The sequence below is a fragment of the Mesocryomonas lacus genome (genome assembly GCF_055730135.2).
Window position 1 is genome coordinate 61,422 of the sequence record NZ_JBUZWE020000010.1, and the last position, 15,328, is coordinate 76,749.

The following is a 15,328-nucleotide window of genomic DNA, read 5'->3' on the forward strand; positions in this document are numbered from 1 at the left end:
GCGACAGCTCAGACCTTTGGCAATCTGAGCTTAACTGTTCGAGAACGTCGTATCGGCATGGTGCCCTGCCGCAACTGATCGGAGCCATGAGCATGACCACCGCCTGCGAAGGATGCCAGAGTGGTATCAAACTGGACTTCGACTTCTCGATGGCGTTCCAGCCGATCTACGACGTCGGTAGCGAACGGGTCTGGGGATACGAGGCTTTGGTTCGCGGAACGGCGGGCGAGGGCGGATACGCCATGCTTTCGCGGGTGTCGCCTGAACAGCGCTACCGCTTCGATCAGGCTTGCCGCGTAAAGGCCATTGAGCTGGCGTCCCGGCTGTTCCCGTCAGGCGGCGACCTCAAGCTCTCCATCAATTTTATGCCCAACGCCGTCTACGAGCCGGCCGCCTGCCTTCGCGCGACACTGACCGCCGCCAACCGCTTCGGCTTGGCATGCGCGCGCTCCAAGTCATCGTTGACCTAGAAGCGTGCTTGCCGGCGGAGCGGGACACAACGGGCGGCGCGGCGGCCCATAAAGCAATCCGTTGACGGACGCACAAACGACGGGCCTCACATTCCAGAAAGTCCACCAGACGGACTTTTCGGAATGTGAGAAAGGGCCGACACCGCGCTGGCGCCGACCCTTCCGCGTATAGGGCGACCCAAAGGCCGCCCTGATTGCGCCTATGGCGCGGCACTTACTCCAGCGCGCTCGTCGGCATCCAACGCGGATGCCGTCCCCCAAGTATTGGATGGGGCTGCATGACAGCGGCGGGGCGCCTCACTTTCGGCCGGATCGGGCAACCCACGGCGACGGTGCGGCCGGGACATGCAAGATTCGAGACTGCCTATGGGAACTTGGCTTCAAACGTCGCGGTGGGATTGTCCCGCGACCACTTCTCCCGCTCCTCCGACGACGAGTCCCACAGCTCGCGCAGCTTCTCGTCCGAGCCCGGCGGAATGAACGGGCGATCCCATCGCTCGAAAATGTCGAGCTGCGGGATCGCCACCACTCCGTGGGTGCCACCCTGAAGAACGTAGGTCCCGATGAAGGAGGTGACCTCCACGATGGTGCGTTGGCACTGCCAGAGCTGGTCGAAGGTCATGGAGGGGATGCCGCCAACGGGGATGGAGCTGGGAGCCGGGGAATGCGCAAAGCGCTTGTTCGCGATGATGGCAGCGTCTTCGAACGGAGCGGCCGCAAGCTGGGACTTCACCTCCTCGACGACGCCCGGGCCCATCAGGTCGCTGCGCTCCATGGGGGCCTCCCCGTGCCTCCGCAGTCGATTGAACCTCTCATGGGCCCACTTCGCGCTACTGAAGTCTGTGGGTCCGAGATACTCGCTCGTCCAGAACCCTTCCTTCGGTGCCGTCCGCCAGAACTCCTCCTCTGCGGCCGTCGGGTCGTAGGGCAGCGCGTCATGCGCCACGAAGTTCTCCCGAGTGAACAGGTGAGCGTGGGCCTCAATGTCGTCGACGAGCCGCCGAAGGGAGATGACCTGGCGGTGCGCGTTGTTGGCGGCAGGCTCCATCAGCTTCCGGAGCGCGAAGAGCTGCGTACCGAAGAACCCCTGGTCAATAATCTCGGCGATCCACGAGGCCTGCGTCGCGAACTCCTCCTCGTGTTCGTAGGCGATCCTGCGGCTCTCGTTGACTATCCGGAAGATGGCGTCGTTCCACGTCATCCGGTGGATCTGGTTCCAGATCGAAAACTCGTCGACGAACAGCCAGGTGTGCCATTCCTCAAGCTTCGCCCTGAACGCATCGAGGGCAACCCGGTCATGCACGTCGCACTGGTCGGTTGGGTACTTGAGGAAAGGCTCGGTCATCTGCGGGCGGCTACTTCCTGCGGACGTAGGGCTTGTCGCCGATGGCGGCGATGCGGACCTGCGAGAAATCGACGCCGTCCCACCAGTGGCTGTTCTTGGCGGCGATCTCGGCCGGGATCATTCGGCCCATCTTGACGAGCAGCACGTCGCGATCGCGGCTGGCCTGTTTCTGGGCCGCGCGCTTGTCGCCGTCCAGATTGCCGTCCTCGTCGACGAACGACGCGAACATGATGGCCTCGAGGCGGGCGAGCTCGGCGATGTCGGCGGGATCCTCAGGCATGGCCGGCACCTTGGCGCCGGGACTAAAGGGCGTCAACCGCCCTCCTGGGAGGCTAGGCCGCCGCAGCTTCCGCGCGCTGCCGTGCCGACCTCTCGCGGTCCGCCGCCCGGCCCTCGGCGTCCGCGCGCTTGCCCTCGCGCCAGTCCGGCGCGGCGCCGAGCGCGCAGAACAGACGCCACGAGTGCTTGGTCGGGGTGTCGACCCATCCGACTGACGGCCGCGCGACTTGGTGGAGCGCAGTCATTGAAGCCTCGACCATTGCGCGCGATGGCTTGTGCGGCAGCACGACCAGTTTCTGGCGTTCAAGCCCTTCAAGGAATGCGGCGACAACCGGGTTCGCCTCCTCCTTGGTCAGCTCGACGCCGAGCGAGAGTAGGGCGGGCCGAACGGCCATCCGGACGCTGCCGAAGTACGAGCTCGGGTCGCCCCGTGTGCTGTAGGACAGGTGCCGCATCAGGTCGCCTTCTCGGCGAGGGCCGTGTCGTTCCCGTCGAAGCCGGCATCGGCATCGACCCACGCCGTGCTCCTGTAGGAGTCGGCATCGCGCATGCGCTGGAGAAGGAAGCGCACCGCCTTTTTGGCGCGGTCACGCTTGGACTCGTTGTCGGACGAGCATGCGACCTTTGCAACTTCGACGAGGTCGCGTGCCAGATCCATATGCACGTACGTCGCAGGCCCCACACGAACCGCCAGCAGGTTGCGGCGCTGCGCTTCCACGGCCTCAGCTAGGATGCTCTCAACCGTGAACGGGGCAGACATCTCGGAAAGGGGGCGGCGGAGCTGAGTCCGCCAAAAGCCTTGTCCGAGCTTGGTTGATGCCTCCATCGAATGCCGCGCGGCCAAGCGATCGTGAGGGGTCGCCTGATGCATCCAGACATCCCCGCAGGAAGTGCCAAGAGGCGCGGGAGCCTTCAGCATGTCGACGCCATCCATGACGGCGTGGTGCACGTCGTCGATGCTGCCGTCGACGTCGACACGGACCGATCGCAGGAAAATCGGCGCCTGCAAGAGGGCAACGAACTCTGGGGTCGACAGGTCGAGCTTCTCAGGGTCGGGGTCGCAGCCCTCGACTTCCTGCGTGGGCTCCCACACCACCGGAGCGCCGCCGACCAGGAGCGCCGCGTCGCGCTCTGTCTTCGTAGCCGCCAGCAGGCATTCGATCACCGCGAGGTTCCGGCCGAGACGCTCGGGCGATGTGGGTGTCACAGGTGCGGAGGTCGCCTTGTAGAACGCGTCCTTGGCGTCGTTCCACAGGTGGGTGTCATCGACGTACCCGTCCCGCAGATGCCCGAGGTCGAGCGTCGCCGAATGGTCGGCGATCAAGCGACCGACGTCGCGCAGCTCGACGGATCCATGCCCGAGGATCTCGCGGGCGGCGCGCAGACCCTCGAGAGAGCGACGCCGGATCTTGCCCCCTGCGCCTGACACGGCGGCGACGAGCGACCTTGCCAAGGTCTCGGACGGCGTGTCGCGGCGCAGCCTGGTGGGGACGGTCGGGCGCCTCGGCAACGCTAAGGCGGGTGGTGCCGTGACCGCACGGAGGCGTGTACGGGTTGTCTGAGTTCTCTGTGTCCTGATGACCATGGTGACGTTTTCCCTGTGCTCGAATGGACACGAGCACGATGCTGGTCGCAGGCGGCGCGCAGGTCAACTGAAGTAGATCGTCATCACGGACCCGTTTTAATCGCCAAGATTCGGCATTTCGTACGTGCGTGCGAAATGCAGAGGTGTATAGTAATTGTTGGTATGGGATAAACCGAACCTGCCTTCCATTTGAAGGAACTGTTTATGGATTCCGTGTTAATCATTATCGGCCTTCGTTAACGGATTTTGCTTGTCATCCGAAGCCGCTCACCTCAGCTTGTACATGCGGACTCGCCACGGGGCGGGTCGCCGGGTCCAGCAGGGACAGGAGAGAAGACATGCGAGACAAGGCCTACACAGCGATCGAAGGCGCCGCCGCCGCAGCGGGGGCGACCATCGTGAGCCACACCTCATCGCGCTTCGTAATCGAGTACCAGGAGTCCACGATCGAGATCGAGATCGACATCGAGAGCAGGCGGTTTGCCGGGGCCTCGGGCTGGAACATCCGCCTCAACGGGACCCACGACGACGTGAAGAGGTCGCCGCGCGCCGCCCTGACGCACGCGATCAAGCGGATCGACGCCCGGCGGAAGTTCGTCGACGCGATGCGCGACGGGATCGACAAGGCGCTCGATGTCGCCTTGGCCTATCAGCAGAGCCCGGCGGGCAAAAACGAAATTTCCGGAGAGGAGGTCGTCGTCGCGCAGTTCAGCGTACCGCTCGGCGCGACCGGATGGCTCAGCCGCAAACGGGCAGCCTAACAGCACGCGTAGCGCGGGGCCTCGGCTCCGCGCCCGTGCCGGCGGTCCCGGCGACGATAGGAGACCAAGGCATGTTGATGTCGAAAATGGACGACGAAGCGCTCGAGGCCAGCCTCATGGACGCCGTCGACGGTTACATCTGTCAGGGCTTCTCGCTCGAGGAAGGGGTGTGCGTCCTCTTCCTTCTGAACGCCCCCGACGCCCCGGACGGCTGGGGCGTCCAGCTCACGGCGAAGCCCGGCCTCGTTGAGGCGTACTTCTGCAGCGCCGGCGCCTGCGGGACCGTCCGCTCGGACCACATCCTGTTTGGGGCCGGCAAGGACGCTTACGAATCCTTCCTTGCTGATCCGGTGTCGTGGGCGAAGGCTTTCTGGGCGTCGTTCTCCGATTTCGAGACCGTGACATGGCGCGTTGCCGGCCAGAAGTTCGAGATGCTGACCGCCTGACCGCCCGTCAGGGATTGACGCGCCCGCCGCCAAGCCAGCTTGGTCGGCGGTATCCCGCGTTCCCGCCAGCAGGTGCGGCCGCTGGCGAGCGCGGCGTGGGCCCGCTCGACGACTTGTCCATGAGGCGCTGGATCTCTTTCTGGAGTTCGCGATCGAAGGTCTCCTTCGAGCCGAACTGTCGGTACGCCTGCGCGATGGTCTCGTTGTATTTGAAAAGCGGGTTGTCGTAGTTCGCCTCTTAGGCGACGGCGAGAAGCAACGTGGGCTTGCCGGACGGCGGCGCTTGCGTGACCCCTCGCTTCCGGGGCGCTGTCGCGCGAGGGCGCTTCGGTCGACGCCAGTATCCCTTCACACCGTTCACGACGCCGAAGAAAGGTTTCACTGCGAGGTGCTGCCATGTGCGGGTCGCCGTCGTGGTGGGTCCCGGTCAGCACGCCGTCGGTCGGTGCAAGACGCTAGTCAGGCTTTTCCGCATCCGAACGTCATCGTAGGTTTGGGCCGCAATCGAACGGGAAAGCTATGACAGTCGAGCGAAAGTACGAGCGGGACGTCGATCTACTCCTTGCTGAGGAAGTCGCGGTGAACCCAGCGTTCGCCGACGGGCTGAAGGCCATGACGCGCTTTGCTAATAAAGTGGGAACAGTGTCCGACTTCTGGGTTTCGAAGAGCAACAACCTCGGGGAGTCCGATCTGATCGTTGTCTACCAAGGAGATGACGGGAGCCGCTTCGCACTGCTGGTAGAGGACAAGGTCGACGCGAACCTCCAGCCGGACCAGGCAGCTCGATACCGGGCCCGAGCGGAGCGGGACGTCGCGGCCGGCGATTACGTCGACTACGAGGTGATCCTCTGCGCGCCGAGGTACTACATCGAGAACCGAATCGATCTTGCGGGCTTCGACCGTCTCATCTCGCTCGAGAGCCTTGCTAGCCTGCTGCGCGCTCAAGGCGATGTGCGGTCGCTCTATCGTGCGACGTTTCTCGAGACGGCGGGAACGAGGCGGCTGAACTCCTGGAAAAGGGAGGAGCACGTTGGGACGAACGCCTTCTGGGAGGCTGTCTACAATTTCGCCGTTCGGGATTATCCTGCATTGGAGATGAAGAAGCCGAAGGTGACCAAGGGCAGCTCCTGGATCACGCTCAGGCCGCGTTTCATGGCTGGTCGTCCCAACGGGGTCCACATCGCCTTCAAGGGTGACAGGGGCTTCATCGACCTCAACTTCGGCAACACCTCGGCAGCGCTGCTGCATCCGGCTGTGGTGCTTCTGCTAGGCGCCGGGATGACCGTTCACCAGACCTCCGCATCGGCCGTTGTACGCCTCATCGTACATGGTCTCGATGTCGAAGCAGACTTCGAGCCGCAGGCCGTTCAGGTCAGGGATGCACTCTCAGCCGCCTCGACGTTGGTCGAGTTCTATAGGGCGAACGGCGTCGCCCTCGATGCAGCCGCGACTGCGGCGAGCACCGCCTAGCGAGGCTGGCTCAGCGACTGCCTCAGCACCTCGGACTCGTGCGCGGCGACAAGGGCCGCTTCGCGCTGTTGCTCGATGTACGCCGTGATGAGGCAGTCGTCGTCGTGGTCCGGACGCGTCGGGATCGAGAACCTCGGACCACGACCGTAGTCGAGCCGCTCGCCGGCGCGCCGGAAGGATCCGTTGATGAGGCGGCGCGCGACATCGCGGGCCTCGTCGTGGGAGACTTGGCGGGTGGTGTACGGGAAGCCGAACAGGGCCTCCCACGCCGCCATGCCCTTGGCGAGATCGGGCGCGGGCATCAGCTCACCTGACCATAGTCGAGGCCGCCGTAGGCGATCTGGACGAGGCGCTGCACATCCTGCGCCGTCCCCCTGACGCTGAGAGAGGCGGTGCCGTAGCGGACGTCGAAGGTCGTGACGCCGACGTCCGCGGCTTCCGCAGCCTTGGAGACGAGGGCGTCGATGTCGAGCTCCAGCTCTACCGAGCCGCCGTCATCCCGAAGGCCGTCGGACACCCCCACGGTCGTCGCCGCGCCGAAGTCCTCGAGGTCTATCTCGCCGCCGACGGGCTCGTCGAAGCTCGCCGACACGGGGCGTTCGAACGGGTAGTTTCCGAGGGCGGTCCATATGGCCTCGAGTGCCTTGTAGGACCCGGCCCGGATCTGGGCGACCGAGCCGTCGGGCAGCGTGACGGCACCGACCTCGGGGGCTGACTGAAGGGCGGCGCAGCATGCGGCGAGGCTCGTCTCCGCGCGGCGCTTGGCCTCGATGAGGTCGGCGTACTCCGCGTTCGGGATGGTGATCGTTTCGGCCTTCCAGTGACGGTCGGACTGGAAGAAGGTCCGGTCGTTCGCCGCGATCACTTCGGCGGCTGTCTTGCAGGCGCTGGGCGCTACGGCGCTGAACGATGCGCCCTCGCGCAGGCCCTCGTCGCCACGTGTCGCCTGGATACCCTTCTGGATGCCCGCGTCGATCATCTCGGCGAGCGACATCACCGCCTCGGTCTCGAACGCGACGGAGCTCTCGAAGTCGTCGAACAGCGTAATGTGGATTGTCGATGTCGCATGGCGAGCGGCGAAGCCGGGCCGAACGCCGTCGACGAGAATGACGCCGCCCCGGCGCAACGCCTCGGCGAGGTCGGCGTCGAGGCGGGTCTGCTTGGCGCGGTCTGCGGAAGCCTGTAGCTGGCGGTCGGTCTTATCGGTCATGCTGATGCCCCCGGGTTGTTCGACCAAGGAGGCCTGCCGGCGACGCAAGATTCCATCCATGCGGTGAGCAGAGGATGGGGTCACCGCATGGATCGAGTAATGGCCGGGCACCTACTCTGGGACTCTTCCCGCGGACCAGTATCGCTCCTCGGTCGCCGCGCGCTGTCGACGGGCCTTCGCTTCGTCCGAGAGCGTGTAGTGCACCAGACGTGCGGATGCCTCCCCGGCGTCGTATCCCTGCTTCACAAGCGACTTGTGGGCGACCTGCATGAGCGTCTGGTAGACGGCGGCCGCCGGCGCATCCGGAGACCTTTTCGCGGCTGCCGCAAGCTTACGCACGGCCGTTGCCAGAGATTGTACGACGGCGCGGGTCTCGGGCGCGCCGCGCGGAGCCGCCGACCCGTCTGGTTTGGCCCTCGCGCGTTCGCGAAGGCGGGCTCGGTACCGCCGCTGCTCCTCTGCATGTCTCGTCGTCGTCGCCATATCGCCCCCCTCGCTCACCTCGTGAGGTTGCCCTTCGGCGACGCAAGGGACGATCAGCCTTTCGTCGCCAGCCGTTCTGCGGTGAGAACACGCGGACGCAGCGTCCCGGCACGGCACCGAGCGCGAACGGTGCTGGCGACGGCGTACCGCCCTGGGAAGGCAAGGTGCACGGCTGACTGGATGGCATCCGCGCCCGGGCCTCCGACCGCAAGAAGCAGGATCGCGGCGTCAGCCAAGGCTTCGCGAATGGCAGCGTCGCTGGCCTCGGGCCGGCCGGCCTCCCGTGCCGCCTTTGCGCGTTCCCTCTGCCGCCTCTTGGATTCCCGGTCGTACGCGGTCCGGTCCTCGGGCGACAGGTCGCGTACGACCTTCGGCCCCGATGCCTTGTTGGCAGCCAGGACCTTGTAGAGGGCAGCAAGGGCAGCGGTCTGGGCCTGGGTGTCGGGCATGCTGGTCTCCTCCTTCTGGACACCAAGCGTGATCCGCCGGCGAGCGGAATGCAATATGCTGCCGGACATGTCCGACATGATATTGAAGTGGGCCCCAAACGGGCTTCAGACCCAGTGGGAGGCTACGACGCAGGCAGGTCGGCGAACGGACTGACGGGATCCCGTTCGGGCCACGGGCCAGGGTTATCCTTGGGCGGAGCCCGGGGGAGTATCATCGCGCTGCGGCGCGTGGTCGACGGTCAGGTCGGATATCGATCAGGACGGCATCAAGAGACGTCCGTGCGGAGCTGGCGCGGCGTGGGACGGGACAGGCGGTACGGTTCTCCCCAGCCTCCGGCAAGATCAGCCCGAAGGGCCACGGCTGGAATCGAGGCCAAGGGCGCTGGGAGTCGGCAAACAGGTTTGGATCCAAAGGGCGCTAGCCGATGACTCCCCATGCGCGAGGCGGATTCCCAAAGGCGCGAGCCAGATTCTTTTAGTATGCCGCTGAACCAATCTGTGGACGGATCTCGACGGACTCTGGAGAGAGTCCGAGAAACCGCGCCTCGATAACGTAACATTTGCTCCGCAGGGCCATCGGGACGGCGCATGGGGCTGACGACGGACGGAGGTCGGGACTCCGCAAAGCCAGAGTCGGGACTCCCAAGGGCGCGAGCCAGAGAATCTTTTAGTATGCCGCTGAAGGTTTTGGCACATTCCAGGTTCCTAGCCCCTGCGAAACAAGGCTTTGCCAACTCGACATCCTGTAGCGCATCCTCCGCGGAGCATCTGCTACAGGATTGCGCGACGCTACGCCGGCGGTCACGCTGTAGCAAGTGGGGCAAGGCGCTACAGGAACGATCATGGCGAGAGATTGGGGCTTCAGGGCCATCGACACGGAGCTGGCCGCAGACGGGGGTCGCAAGTGGTATCCCGGCGTTCGGGCCGATGACCTGAAGAAGGCGCTCTCGGACCCGGCCGAGATGGCTCGGCAGGACCCGACGTCCCCGATGCCACGCATCGTCCTCGAACGCATGCGCGTCGTCGGCGAAGACACCCTGACGGCTGCGGACAACGCCCTCTACAAGTTACTCCTCACCATCGCCCGCGAGCAGGGGTTCGAGAAAAGGAGGTACATGATCGCGGCCGAGACCGCGCACCAGTTCCTCGGCACGACCCGATGGACGGACCTCAAGCGCTCGGTCGCCCGTCTGTCGCAGACCCGCGTCGCCTTCGCCTACCGCAACCACCTCTTCCGCGAGGCGGGCGAGGTCGCGATGATCAACGTCCACGCCCGCGAGGGCCTTGGCGCGAGGCGGGGTCGCAACTTCATCCTGTGGGAGTTCCCCACCATCCTCGTGACCGTCCTGCGGTACGCCCGTCTGTACGCATACGAAGAGTTGTCCGCTTTCCCAAAGTTCAGCTCCAAATACGCAGGTCGCCTCTACGGTCTCGCGACGTCGCACGCGAGCCGGGGCGGCTGGTCGACGTCGCCCGAGAAGCTTGCCGAGGCCTTGGGCTGGAATGCGAAGCCATTCCACTGGGGCTCGTTCGCTCAGCGGTGTCTGACTCCGGCTTTCGAGGACATCGCGAAGCACGTGCGGCGCATCGAGATCGAGCATGAGCTGACTCGATCGAAGGCTCGCGGCAAGCGGGTTTTCGACATCCAGTTCCGCGTTTACCCGAAGGGTGACAGGCGCATGGACGAGACGCGCACGATGCCGCTGAAGCAGTACACCTACCGCTCGGCGGTCGCGCACGACGTCGTCCATCCGCCGCACCTGATGCCGTCGCCTAGGCTCATCGGCAGGGCGTGTACGCTCTGCTGGCCGACGTCCAAAGGCCACAAGTCTAATCCGGAGGATCGCGCGCGGCGGCTCGACCCGGCGGGTGCCAACCTAGCTTGGCGATACGCGCTGGACGAAGCCCGGCTCGGGCGCCAGCCGCCGCTCGGCCGGCCGCCGGAGATGTGGCACCTCTACGGCGAGGCCCTGCTGCGGGCCATCGAGGATACTTCGCTAGAGAAGGCCTTCATTCGATGGCTCCAGGGCGAGACCCTATCCCCGTATCATCGCTGGGGTGGCGCGCTCAGCACGAACTGGCGGGACGCGCATATCTCGGACGGACTGGCCAAGGGCGAACTCAAGGTGCTCGAGCGCCAGCCGCGCCCGGTCGCCGACGCCCCCGGGGCGAACTGGCTCGCCTGGGAGGTCGACGAGGAGCAGGGGTCGGATGTCCCGTACCTCGAAGATGACGAGCTGCTCCCCGAGGACATCGACCTCTCGGCGGCCGATGATGTCGACGACGCGGAGATCCCGTTCTGACCGATGCGATCACATCCCGTTAACCCTGCCGGCGCCACACACCCGGCAGGGGTATCGACGGCGCGCCTCGCGCCGGCTACCTCTAGGCCTCACCCCGGAGCCACCCCCATAATGGACACCTTCTCGATACGTCGCTGACCGCCCCGTCAGTCTGGCCGCCGCGATCATGCGGTGATGCGTATCTTGGAGATCCACATGCCGCCCCGCTCGCTCCGCGCGCCCCGTCCCATCGACGTCCGTCTCCTCGCTGATCGCACAACGCTGCGCAACGCCGAGGACGGTGGCCCGGCTCCCGCCGTCGACGCAGACCTCCCGGTCCTCCGTCGCTGGTCCATCTCGATCGTCGACCGCGTGCCGCGCCTTCTCGGCATCGACGATCTTGGGCACCCTGTGTCGTGCCACGTCGACGCGTTCGACAGTGCCGGCTACTGGGCACGCCGCCCGGACGGCTCGTACATCCGCCTCGAAGACCCATGGTGCCTGCCCCTGACCCCAAAGGATTCCCGATGAGCCGCCGCCCCCTTTCCGACGTCGAGCGCAATGAGATCGAGCGCACCCTCCGCGGTCACGAGTCCATCGCTGCTGATCTGCGTGATATCCTGACGAACGGCTGGCCGTCGCTTCCGGATGCGCCGCAGCTCGATGGCTGGTGCCGGGCCTCGGCCACCTTGGACGCAATCGAAGGCGAGGTCGGCGGCACGTGGGTCCACACGGCACCCTTGGTCGCCGTGTCCTTCGAGGCCCGCGTCATGCGCACCGCAGGCGGCTGGTATCGCCTTGGCCCGAAGCTCGAGATCATCCCGACATGCGAGCTCCGCTGATGTGGCCGATGACGCAGGCCCAACGGGCCGACCTCCTCGAACAGGCCCGCCGGCACGAGGCGCTCGGCGCCGCGCTGCGCGAGCTCGCCATCCTCCGTCGCCCCGCCGTCGAACGTCTCGCGACGGCGCCCGTGTTTCACGGTTGGCGGTGGGCATCGGAGTGCGTGCCGTCGCTCCGCGGCACGTGGCGGCGCGAGGGCGAGCGTGGGCAGATCAGCGCCGACGTCGGCACCGTGTACGCCCACATGCCCGACATGTCCGCTGTACTGACGCTCCGCGGATGGCTCGCGATGGGCGTGCCGGACGACGTGCACGCGACGTCGACGGGGGTGGTGCAGTGACCGCCCTCATACGGCCCGAGGCCACGAGAGGCCCCTCCCAGAAGCCCGTTTAACGCACCTCGGCCGTCGGCTGGGGTGGATACACCCCCTGCGACAGAACGAGTAACATGCCCGACGAGACTCCCCCTGCCGACTGGCAGGAAACCATGAACGCCCGTTTCAGCCGCCTCTTCGGCGGTCGCCCGATGTATGCCGCCGTCGGCGACGGCTGGTCCGGTATCGTGCTCGACTTGCTCGCGGGGATCGAAGCGGCGGTGCCGGCGGACGACACAAGCTTCCGCATCAGCGACATCAAAGAGAAGTTCGGAACCGCGAGGATCTACGCCCACGGCGAGACCGACGTCGAAGACCTCATCGACGCGGCGACCGAGCGGAGCCGAGAGACCTGCGAGATCTGCTCCGCCCCGGGACGCATGCGCGGCAGCGGATGGTACTCGGTGCGCTGTGACGAGCATGCGGAGTCGAAGCCATGAAGATCTGGATCATCTCCGACCTCCACCTCGGCCATCACGAGGACGACGTCGATCTCGACATCCCCGATGCCGATGTCTGCGTCTGCGCGGGCGACCTCTCTCAGCCGCTCCTCGGATCCCTGCGGCTCCTCGGAACCCGCGTCGGTCGCCGCATGCCTGTCGTCTTCGTCGCCGGGAATCATGAGTTCTACGGCGACGAGTTCGTCCGCGCGCGCGCTTTGGCGAAGGCGGACCCGGTGCCCGGCATCCACTTCCTCGACGACGACACCGTCGTGATCGACGGCGTGCGCTTCGTCGGCGCAACGCTCTGGACGGACTACGCGCTCTATGCCGGAAGCATGAAGCCGAAGGGCGCGGACATCGAGATCGCGAACGCGATGGAGGTGGCCGGGCGACTGATCAACGACCATCGCCGCGTCCTTGTCGGCGGCGACGGGGCAGCGCGATCGTGGATGCCGTCGGACGCCCGTCGGGTGCATCAGCGATCGCGTGCGTACATCGAGGCGGAGCTGGCGAAGCCGTTCGATGGCGCGACCGTCGTTGTGACGCATCATGCGCCGCATCCGGGAAGCGTCGCTCCGCAGTATCGCAAGAGCGTCCTCAACCCGGCTTTCGCGTCAGACCTGACGGCGACGATCGAGGCGGGCCGACCGGACCTCTGGGTGCACGGGCATGTCCACACGGCGTGCGACCACCTCGTCGGCGACACCCGCGTCGTCTGCAACCCGGCCGGCTACCGCCACGAGTACTCGGGCTGGGATCCTCGCCTCGTCATCGAGATCGAGTCACGGCCACAAGGAGACTCCCATGGGAACGGATGACCGGAAGCCTCGGACACTCGACGAGACCATCGACAGGATGGACTGCACGGAGGAGGTCCGCGCGCGATTAAGGGCGAAACTGGCCGCAGCGCGCGAGGCGTCCCGGCGCGCGATCGAGGCGGCGCGCGCACGCCGATGTGAGCCAAGGCGACCGGACGGCTGGCTCCTCGTCGGCGACGTCGCCCAGCGCGTACGCGCCGCCGTAGAGGAGATCCGGCAGGAGCCAGGCATGAGCGTCGCCGAGGCGATCGCGATGGTCGAGGCGCACAGCAAGGCCAAGCACTGAACGGGGTCGCAGGTCCGTTTCCAAGTCCTCATTGGTACAGCGTACCAAACGGAGCGAGGAGAAGTAGGTTCTTGTCAACAATATAGACCGCGCATTTTGCAACGTCGGGAAATCCGCAAGTTTAACTATCTCAAAAATTCATTGACACCGCGACTGGTACGAAGGCACGATTGGGAATGAGCGAAGGAATTTACCAACTCGTCGTCGGCGAAATCGATTTTACACCCGTCGGCGATCCGCACCCGGATGCGCCGATGCCGCTTTACTTGGCGGTCTGCCTGCCGGAACTTGGTGGGTCCCTGTTCGAACCCTCCATGATCTGGAGCGTGAAAATGTTGCGGGGGGCGATCTCCCGCGGCGAGCTGGTGTCCGAGCGCACGGGCAAGAACCTGTATGTCACGCGGACGGCGATCCGCGCGTGGAGAGAACGATGCCGAGAGCAGCCAAGCCCGCCCGCCTCTGGCTCGAACCCGAGCGCCGCGACGCGCAGGGCCGGGTCACCCATGCCGCGACCTGGATCGTCCGGCACGGAACTCGCAAGCACCGCACAGGCTGCGGCGCTGGCGACCTTGCTGGCGCTCAAAGAGCGCTCGCTGACTACCTCGCGCGCGAGCACGCCGCCACCGAGCCGGAGCCGAACCTCGGCGCGTCCGACATCCTGATCTCCGACGTCCTGCGCTACTACGCGGACGACGCCGGGGGCGACGTGAAGCGTCCCGTAGAGTTCGTCGGGCGCATGACGCGTCTCCTGACCTGGTGGGGCCACAAGCCCCTCAGCCAGATCACCGGGTTCTCGTGCAAGGCCTACACGAAAAGCCGGGGCTCGCAGTCGGCCGCGCGCCGCGAACTGGAGGACCTGCGTTCGGCGGTCAATCTCTACGCCCGGGACGGCCTCCTACGGGATCAGGTGCTGGTCGTCCTGCCGGAGAAGCACGGAAGCAGGCTGCACTACTTCAGCCGCGACCAGATCGCCGACTTGCTCTGGTACTGCTGGCGCGCGCGTGAGGTGCAGAAGGGGGTCGAGACGGACAAGCGACACCTCCGGCACGTCTGCGCCTACATCCTCGCAGCGGTCTACACCGGGTCGCGCAGCGCGCGCATCTGGAACGCCTCGTACGTCAAGGAAGCCGGCCGGCCGTGGCTTGATCTCGAGGGCGGCGTCTACTACCGCCTCGCCGACGGGGAGGTCGCGCCGACAAACAAGCGGGCCGGGTCCATCCGGATCCCGGAGCGGCTGCTGGCTCACATGCGTCGCTGGAAGCGTGGCGCGATCGACAAGAAGACCAGGGTGCGGGTCCCCCGCGACTACCTAGTGGAGTTCAGGGGCCGCCCGGCGGATCCGAAGAAGGCGTTGTCGAACGCGATGGACGCTGTCTTTGGCGAGGGACACCCCTACGTCCGGCACACCTTCCGGCACACCTGTGCGACATGGCTCATGTGGTCCGGCACTGACATCGGCGACATCGCGTCGTACATGTCGATGACCCGAGAAATTGTGGTCGAGGTCTACGGCAAGGAGCATCCCGACGCGGACGTTGCCGTTGGCAAGGCCTTCAGCTCCGGCAAGGCGGGGCGCCGCGTGGGCGTGTCCCGCCGCGACCGCGTGACGGCACCGCGACAGGATGCGACAGGAACGACGGGAACGAACCGTGATTTGGGGGCACTATGAACAGGACGGAACCCTTGTGGCAAAGGGCTTTGAGGACACGCCACTGTCGTTCGGGACGAGGGGGTCGCAGGTTCGAATCCTGCCACTCCGACCAGCACATCGGTCCCGTCAGTCCC

19 protein-coding genes and 1 pseudogene are annotated in these 15,328 nt (G+C 65.9%); 12 read left to right on the forward strand and 8 right to left on the reverse strand.

What is annotated here, in order from left to right; genetic code table 11:
- Window positions 1-86: 86 nt before the first annotated feature.
- Window positions 87-449 (forward strand): annotated as a pseudogene (locus ACZLZY_RS16200) (EAL domain-containing protein); the annotation flags it as partial.
- 385 nt (window positions 450-834) lie between these two features.
- Here the strand turns inward: ACZLZY_RS16200 and ACZLZY_RS16205 are convergent.
- The 4 genes from ACZLZY_RS16205 to ACZLZY_RS16220 are packed head-to-tail and all read right to left on the reverse strand — an operon-like array spanning window position 835 to window position 3,547.
- Entirely contained in the window at window positions 835-1,815 is a 981-nt protein-coding gene (locus tag ACZLZY_RS16205; protein ID WP_472935236.1) for a hypothetical protein, read from the reverse strand.
- 10 nt (window positions 1,816-1,825) lie between these two features.
- The gene (locus ACZLZY_RS16210; protein ID WP_472935237.1) at window positions 1,826-2,131 is read right to left on the reverse strand and encodes a hypothetical protein; all 306 of its coding nucleotides are present in this window, start codon (window positions 2,129-2,131) and stop codon (window positions 1,826-1,828) included.
- A gap of 16 nt (window positions 2,132-2,147) precedes the next feature.
- The gene (locus ACZLZY_RS16215; protein ID WP_472935238.1) at window positions 2,148-2,549 is read right to left on the reverse strand and encodes a hypothetical protein; all 402 of its coding nucleotides are present in this window, start codon (window positions 2,547-2,549) and stop codon (window positions 2,148-2,150) included.
- Window positions 2,549-3,547, reverse strand: a complete 999-nt coding sequence (locus tag ACZLZY_RS16220; RefSeq protein ID WP_472935239.1) for a hypothetical protein — start codon at window positions 3,545-3,547, stop codon at window positions 2,549-2,551. The genes ACZLZY_RS16215 and ACZLZY_RS16220 overlap by 1 nt, the downstream gene beginning before the upstream one ends.
- 470 nt (window positions 3,548-4,017) lie before the next feature.
- Here ACZLZY_RS16220 and ACZLZY_RS16225 point away from each other — a divergent pair, with 470 nt between their 5' ends.
- The 3 genes from ACZLZY_RS16225 to ACZLZY_RS16235 all read left to right on the forward strand — a co-directional run bounded on the left by ACZLZY_RS16225 (window position 4,018) and on the right by ACZLZY_RS16235 (window position 6,356).
- Window positions 4,018-4,440 carry a hypothetical protein gene (locus tag ACZLZY_RS16225; RefSeq protein WP_472935240.1) on the forward strand — a complete coding sequence of 141 codons (423 nt, stop codon included), beginning with the start codon at window positions 4,018-4,020 and terminating at the stop codon, window positions 4,438-4,440.
- A 71-nt stretch (window positions 4,441-4,511) separates the two neighbouring features.
- A complete protein-coding gene (locus tag ACZLZY_RS16230; protein ID WP_472935241.1) occupies window positions 4,512-4,886 on the forward strand; it encodes a hypothetical protein in 375 nt (124 codons plus the stop codon).
- A 519-nt stretch (window positions 4,887-5,405) separates the two neighbouring features.
- Complete coding sequence (locus ACZLZY_RS16235; RefSeq protein WP_472935242.1) at window positions 5,406-6,356, forward strand: hypothetical protein; 951 nt, start codon at window positions 5,406-5,408, stop codon at window positions 6,354-6,356.
- Here the strand turns inward: ACZLZY_RS16235 and ACZLZY_RS16240 are convergent.
- The 4 genes from ACZLZY_RS16240 to ACZLZY_RS16255 all read right to left on the reverse strand — a co-directional run bounded on the left by ACZLZY_RS16240 (window position 6,353) and on the right by ACZLZY_RS16255 (window position 8,498).
- Window positions 6,353-6,658 (reverse strand): hypothetical protein, encoded by a 306-nt coding sequence (locus tag ACZLZY_RS16240; protein ID WP_472935243.1) that lies wholly within the window; start codon window positions 6,656-6,658, stop codon window positions 6,353-6,355. The genes ACZLZY_RS16235 and ACZLZY_RS16240 overlap by 4 nt on opposite strands.
- Window positions 6,658-7,566 (reverse strand): hypothetical protein, encoded by a 909-nt coding sequence (locus ACZLZY_RS16245; protein WP_472935244.1) that lies wholly within the window; start codon window positions 7,564-7,566, stop codon window positions 6,658-6,660. The genes ACZLZY_RS16240 and ACZLZY_RS16245 overlap by 1 nt, the downstream gene beginning before the upstream one ends.
- Before the next feature lie 111 nt (window positions 7,567-7,677).
- Window positions 7,678-8,049, reverse strand: a complete 372-nt coding sequence (locus ACZLZY_RS16250) for a hypothetical protein (RefSeq protein ID WP_472935245.1) — start codon at window positions 8,047-8,049, stop codon at window positions 7,678-7,680.
- Between the two features lie 53 nt (window positions 8,050-8,102).
- Window positions 8,103-8,498, reverse strand: a complete 396-nt coding sequence (locus ACZLZY_RS16255) for a hypothetical protein (RefSeq protein WP_472935246.1) — start codon at window positions 8,496-8,498, stop codon at window positions 8,103-8,105.
- A gap of 842 nt (window positions 8,499-9,340) precedes the next feature.
- On the opposite strand from ACZLZY_RS16255, the gene ACZLZY_RS16260 reads away from it, so the two are divergent.
- From ACZLZY_RS16260 to ACZLZY_RS16295, 8 genes are all read left to right on the forward strand, one after another.
- Window positions 9,341-10,801 (forward strand): hypothetical protein, encoded by a 1,461-nt coding sequence (locus tag ACZLZY_RS16260; protein ID WP_472935247.1) that lies wholly within the window; start codon window positions 9,341-9,343, stop codon window positions 10,799-10,801.
- A 195-nt stretch (window positions 10,802-10,996) separates the two neighbouring features.
- Window positions 10,997-11,311: a hypothetical protein gene (locus ACZLZY_RS16265; RefSeq protein ID WP_472935248.1), complete on the forward strand. Its 315-nt coding sequence runs from the start codon at window positions 10,997-10,999 to the stop codon at window positions 11,309-11,311.
- Window positions 11,308-11,622, forward strand: coding sequence for a hypothetical protein (locus ACZLZY_RS16270; RefSeq protein ID WP_472935249.1), 315 nt, complete (start codon window positions 11,308-11,310; stop codon window positions 11,620-11,622). Before ACZLZY_RS16265 ends, ACZLZY_RS16270 begins: the two co-directional genes overlap by 4 nt.
- An 8-nt stretch (window positions 11,623-11,630) precedes the next feature.
- Window positions 11,631-11,963: a hypothetical protein gene (locus ACZLZY_RS16275; RefSeq protein ID WP_472935250.1), complete on the forward strand. Its 333-nt coding sequence runs from the start codon at window positions 11,631-11,633 to the stop codon at window positions 11,961-11,963.
- Window positions 11,964-12,070: 107 nt separating this feature from the next.
- A complete protein-coding gene (locus tag ACZLZY_RS16280; RefSeq protein ID WP_472935251.1) occupies window positions 12,071-12,436 on the forward strand; it encodes a hypothetical protein in 366 nt (121 codons plus the stop codon).
- On the forward strand, window positions 12,433-13,257 hold the full coding sequence (locus tag ACZLZY_RS16285; protein WP_472935252.1) for a metallophosphoesterase: 825 nt from the start codon (window positions 12,433-12,435) through the stop codon (window positions 13,255-13,257). Before ACZLZY_RS16280 ends, ACZLZY_RS16285 begins: the two co-directional genes overlap by 4 nt.
- A complete protein-coding gene (locus tag ACZLZY_RS16290) occupies window positions 13,244-13,543 on the forward strand; it encodes a hypothetical protein (RefSeq protein WP_472935253.1) in 300 nt (99 codons plus the stop codon). The genes ACZLZY_RS16285 and ACZLZY_RS16290 overlap by 14 nt, the downstream gene beginning before the upstream one ends.
- Before the next feature lie 430 nt (window positions 13,544-13,973).
- Window positions 13,974-15,212, forward strand: a complete 1,239-nt coding sequence (locus tag ACZLZY_RS16295) for a site-specific integrase (protein ID WP_472935254.1) — start codon at window positions 13,974-13,976, stop codon at window positions 15,210-15,212.
- The last annotated feature ends 116 nt before the right edge of the window (window positions 15,213-15,328 follow it).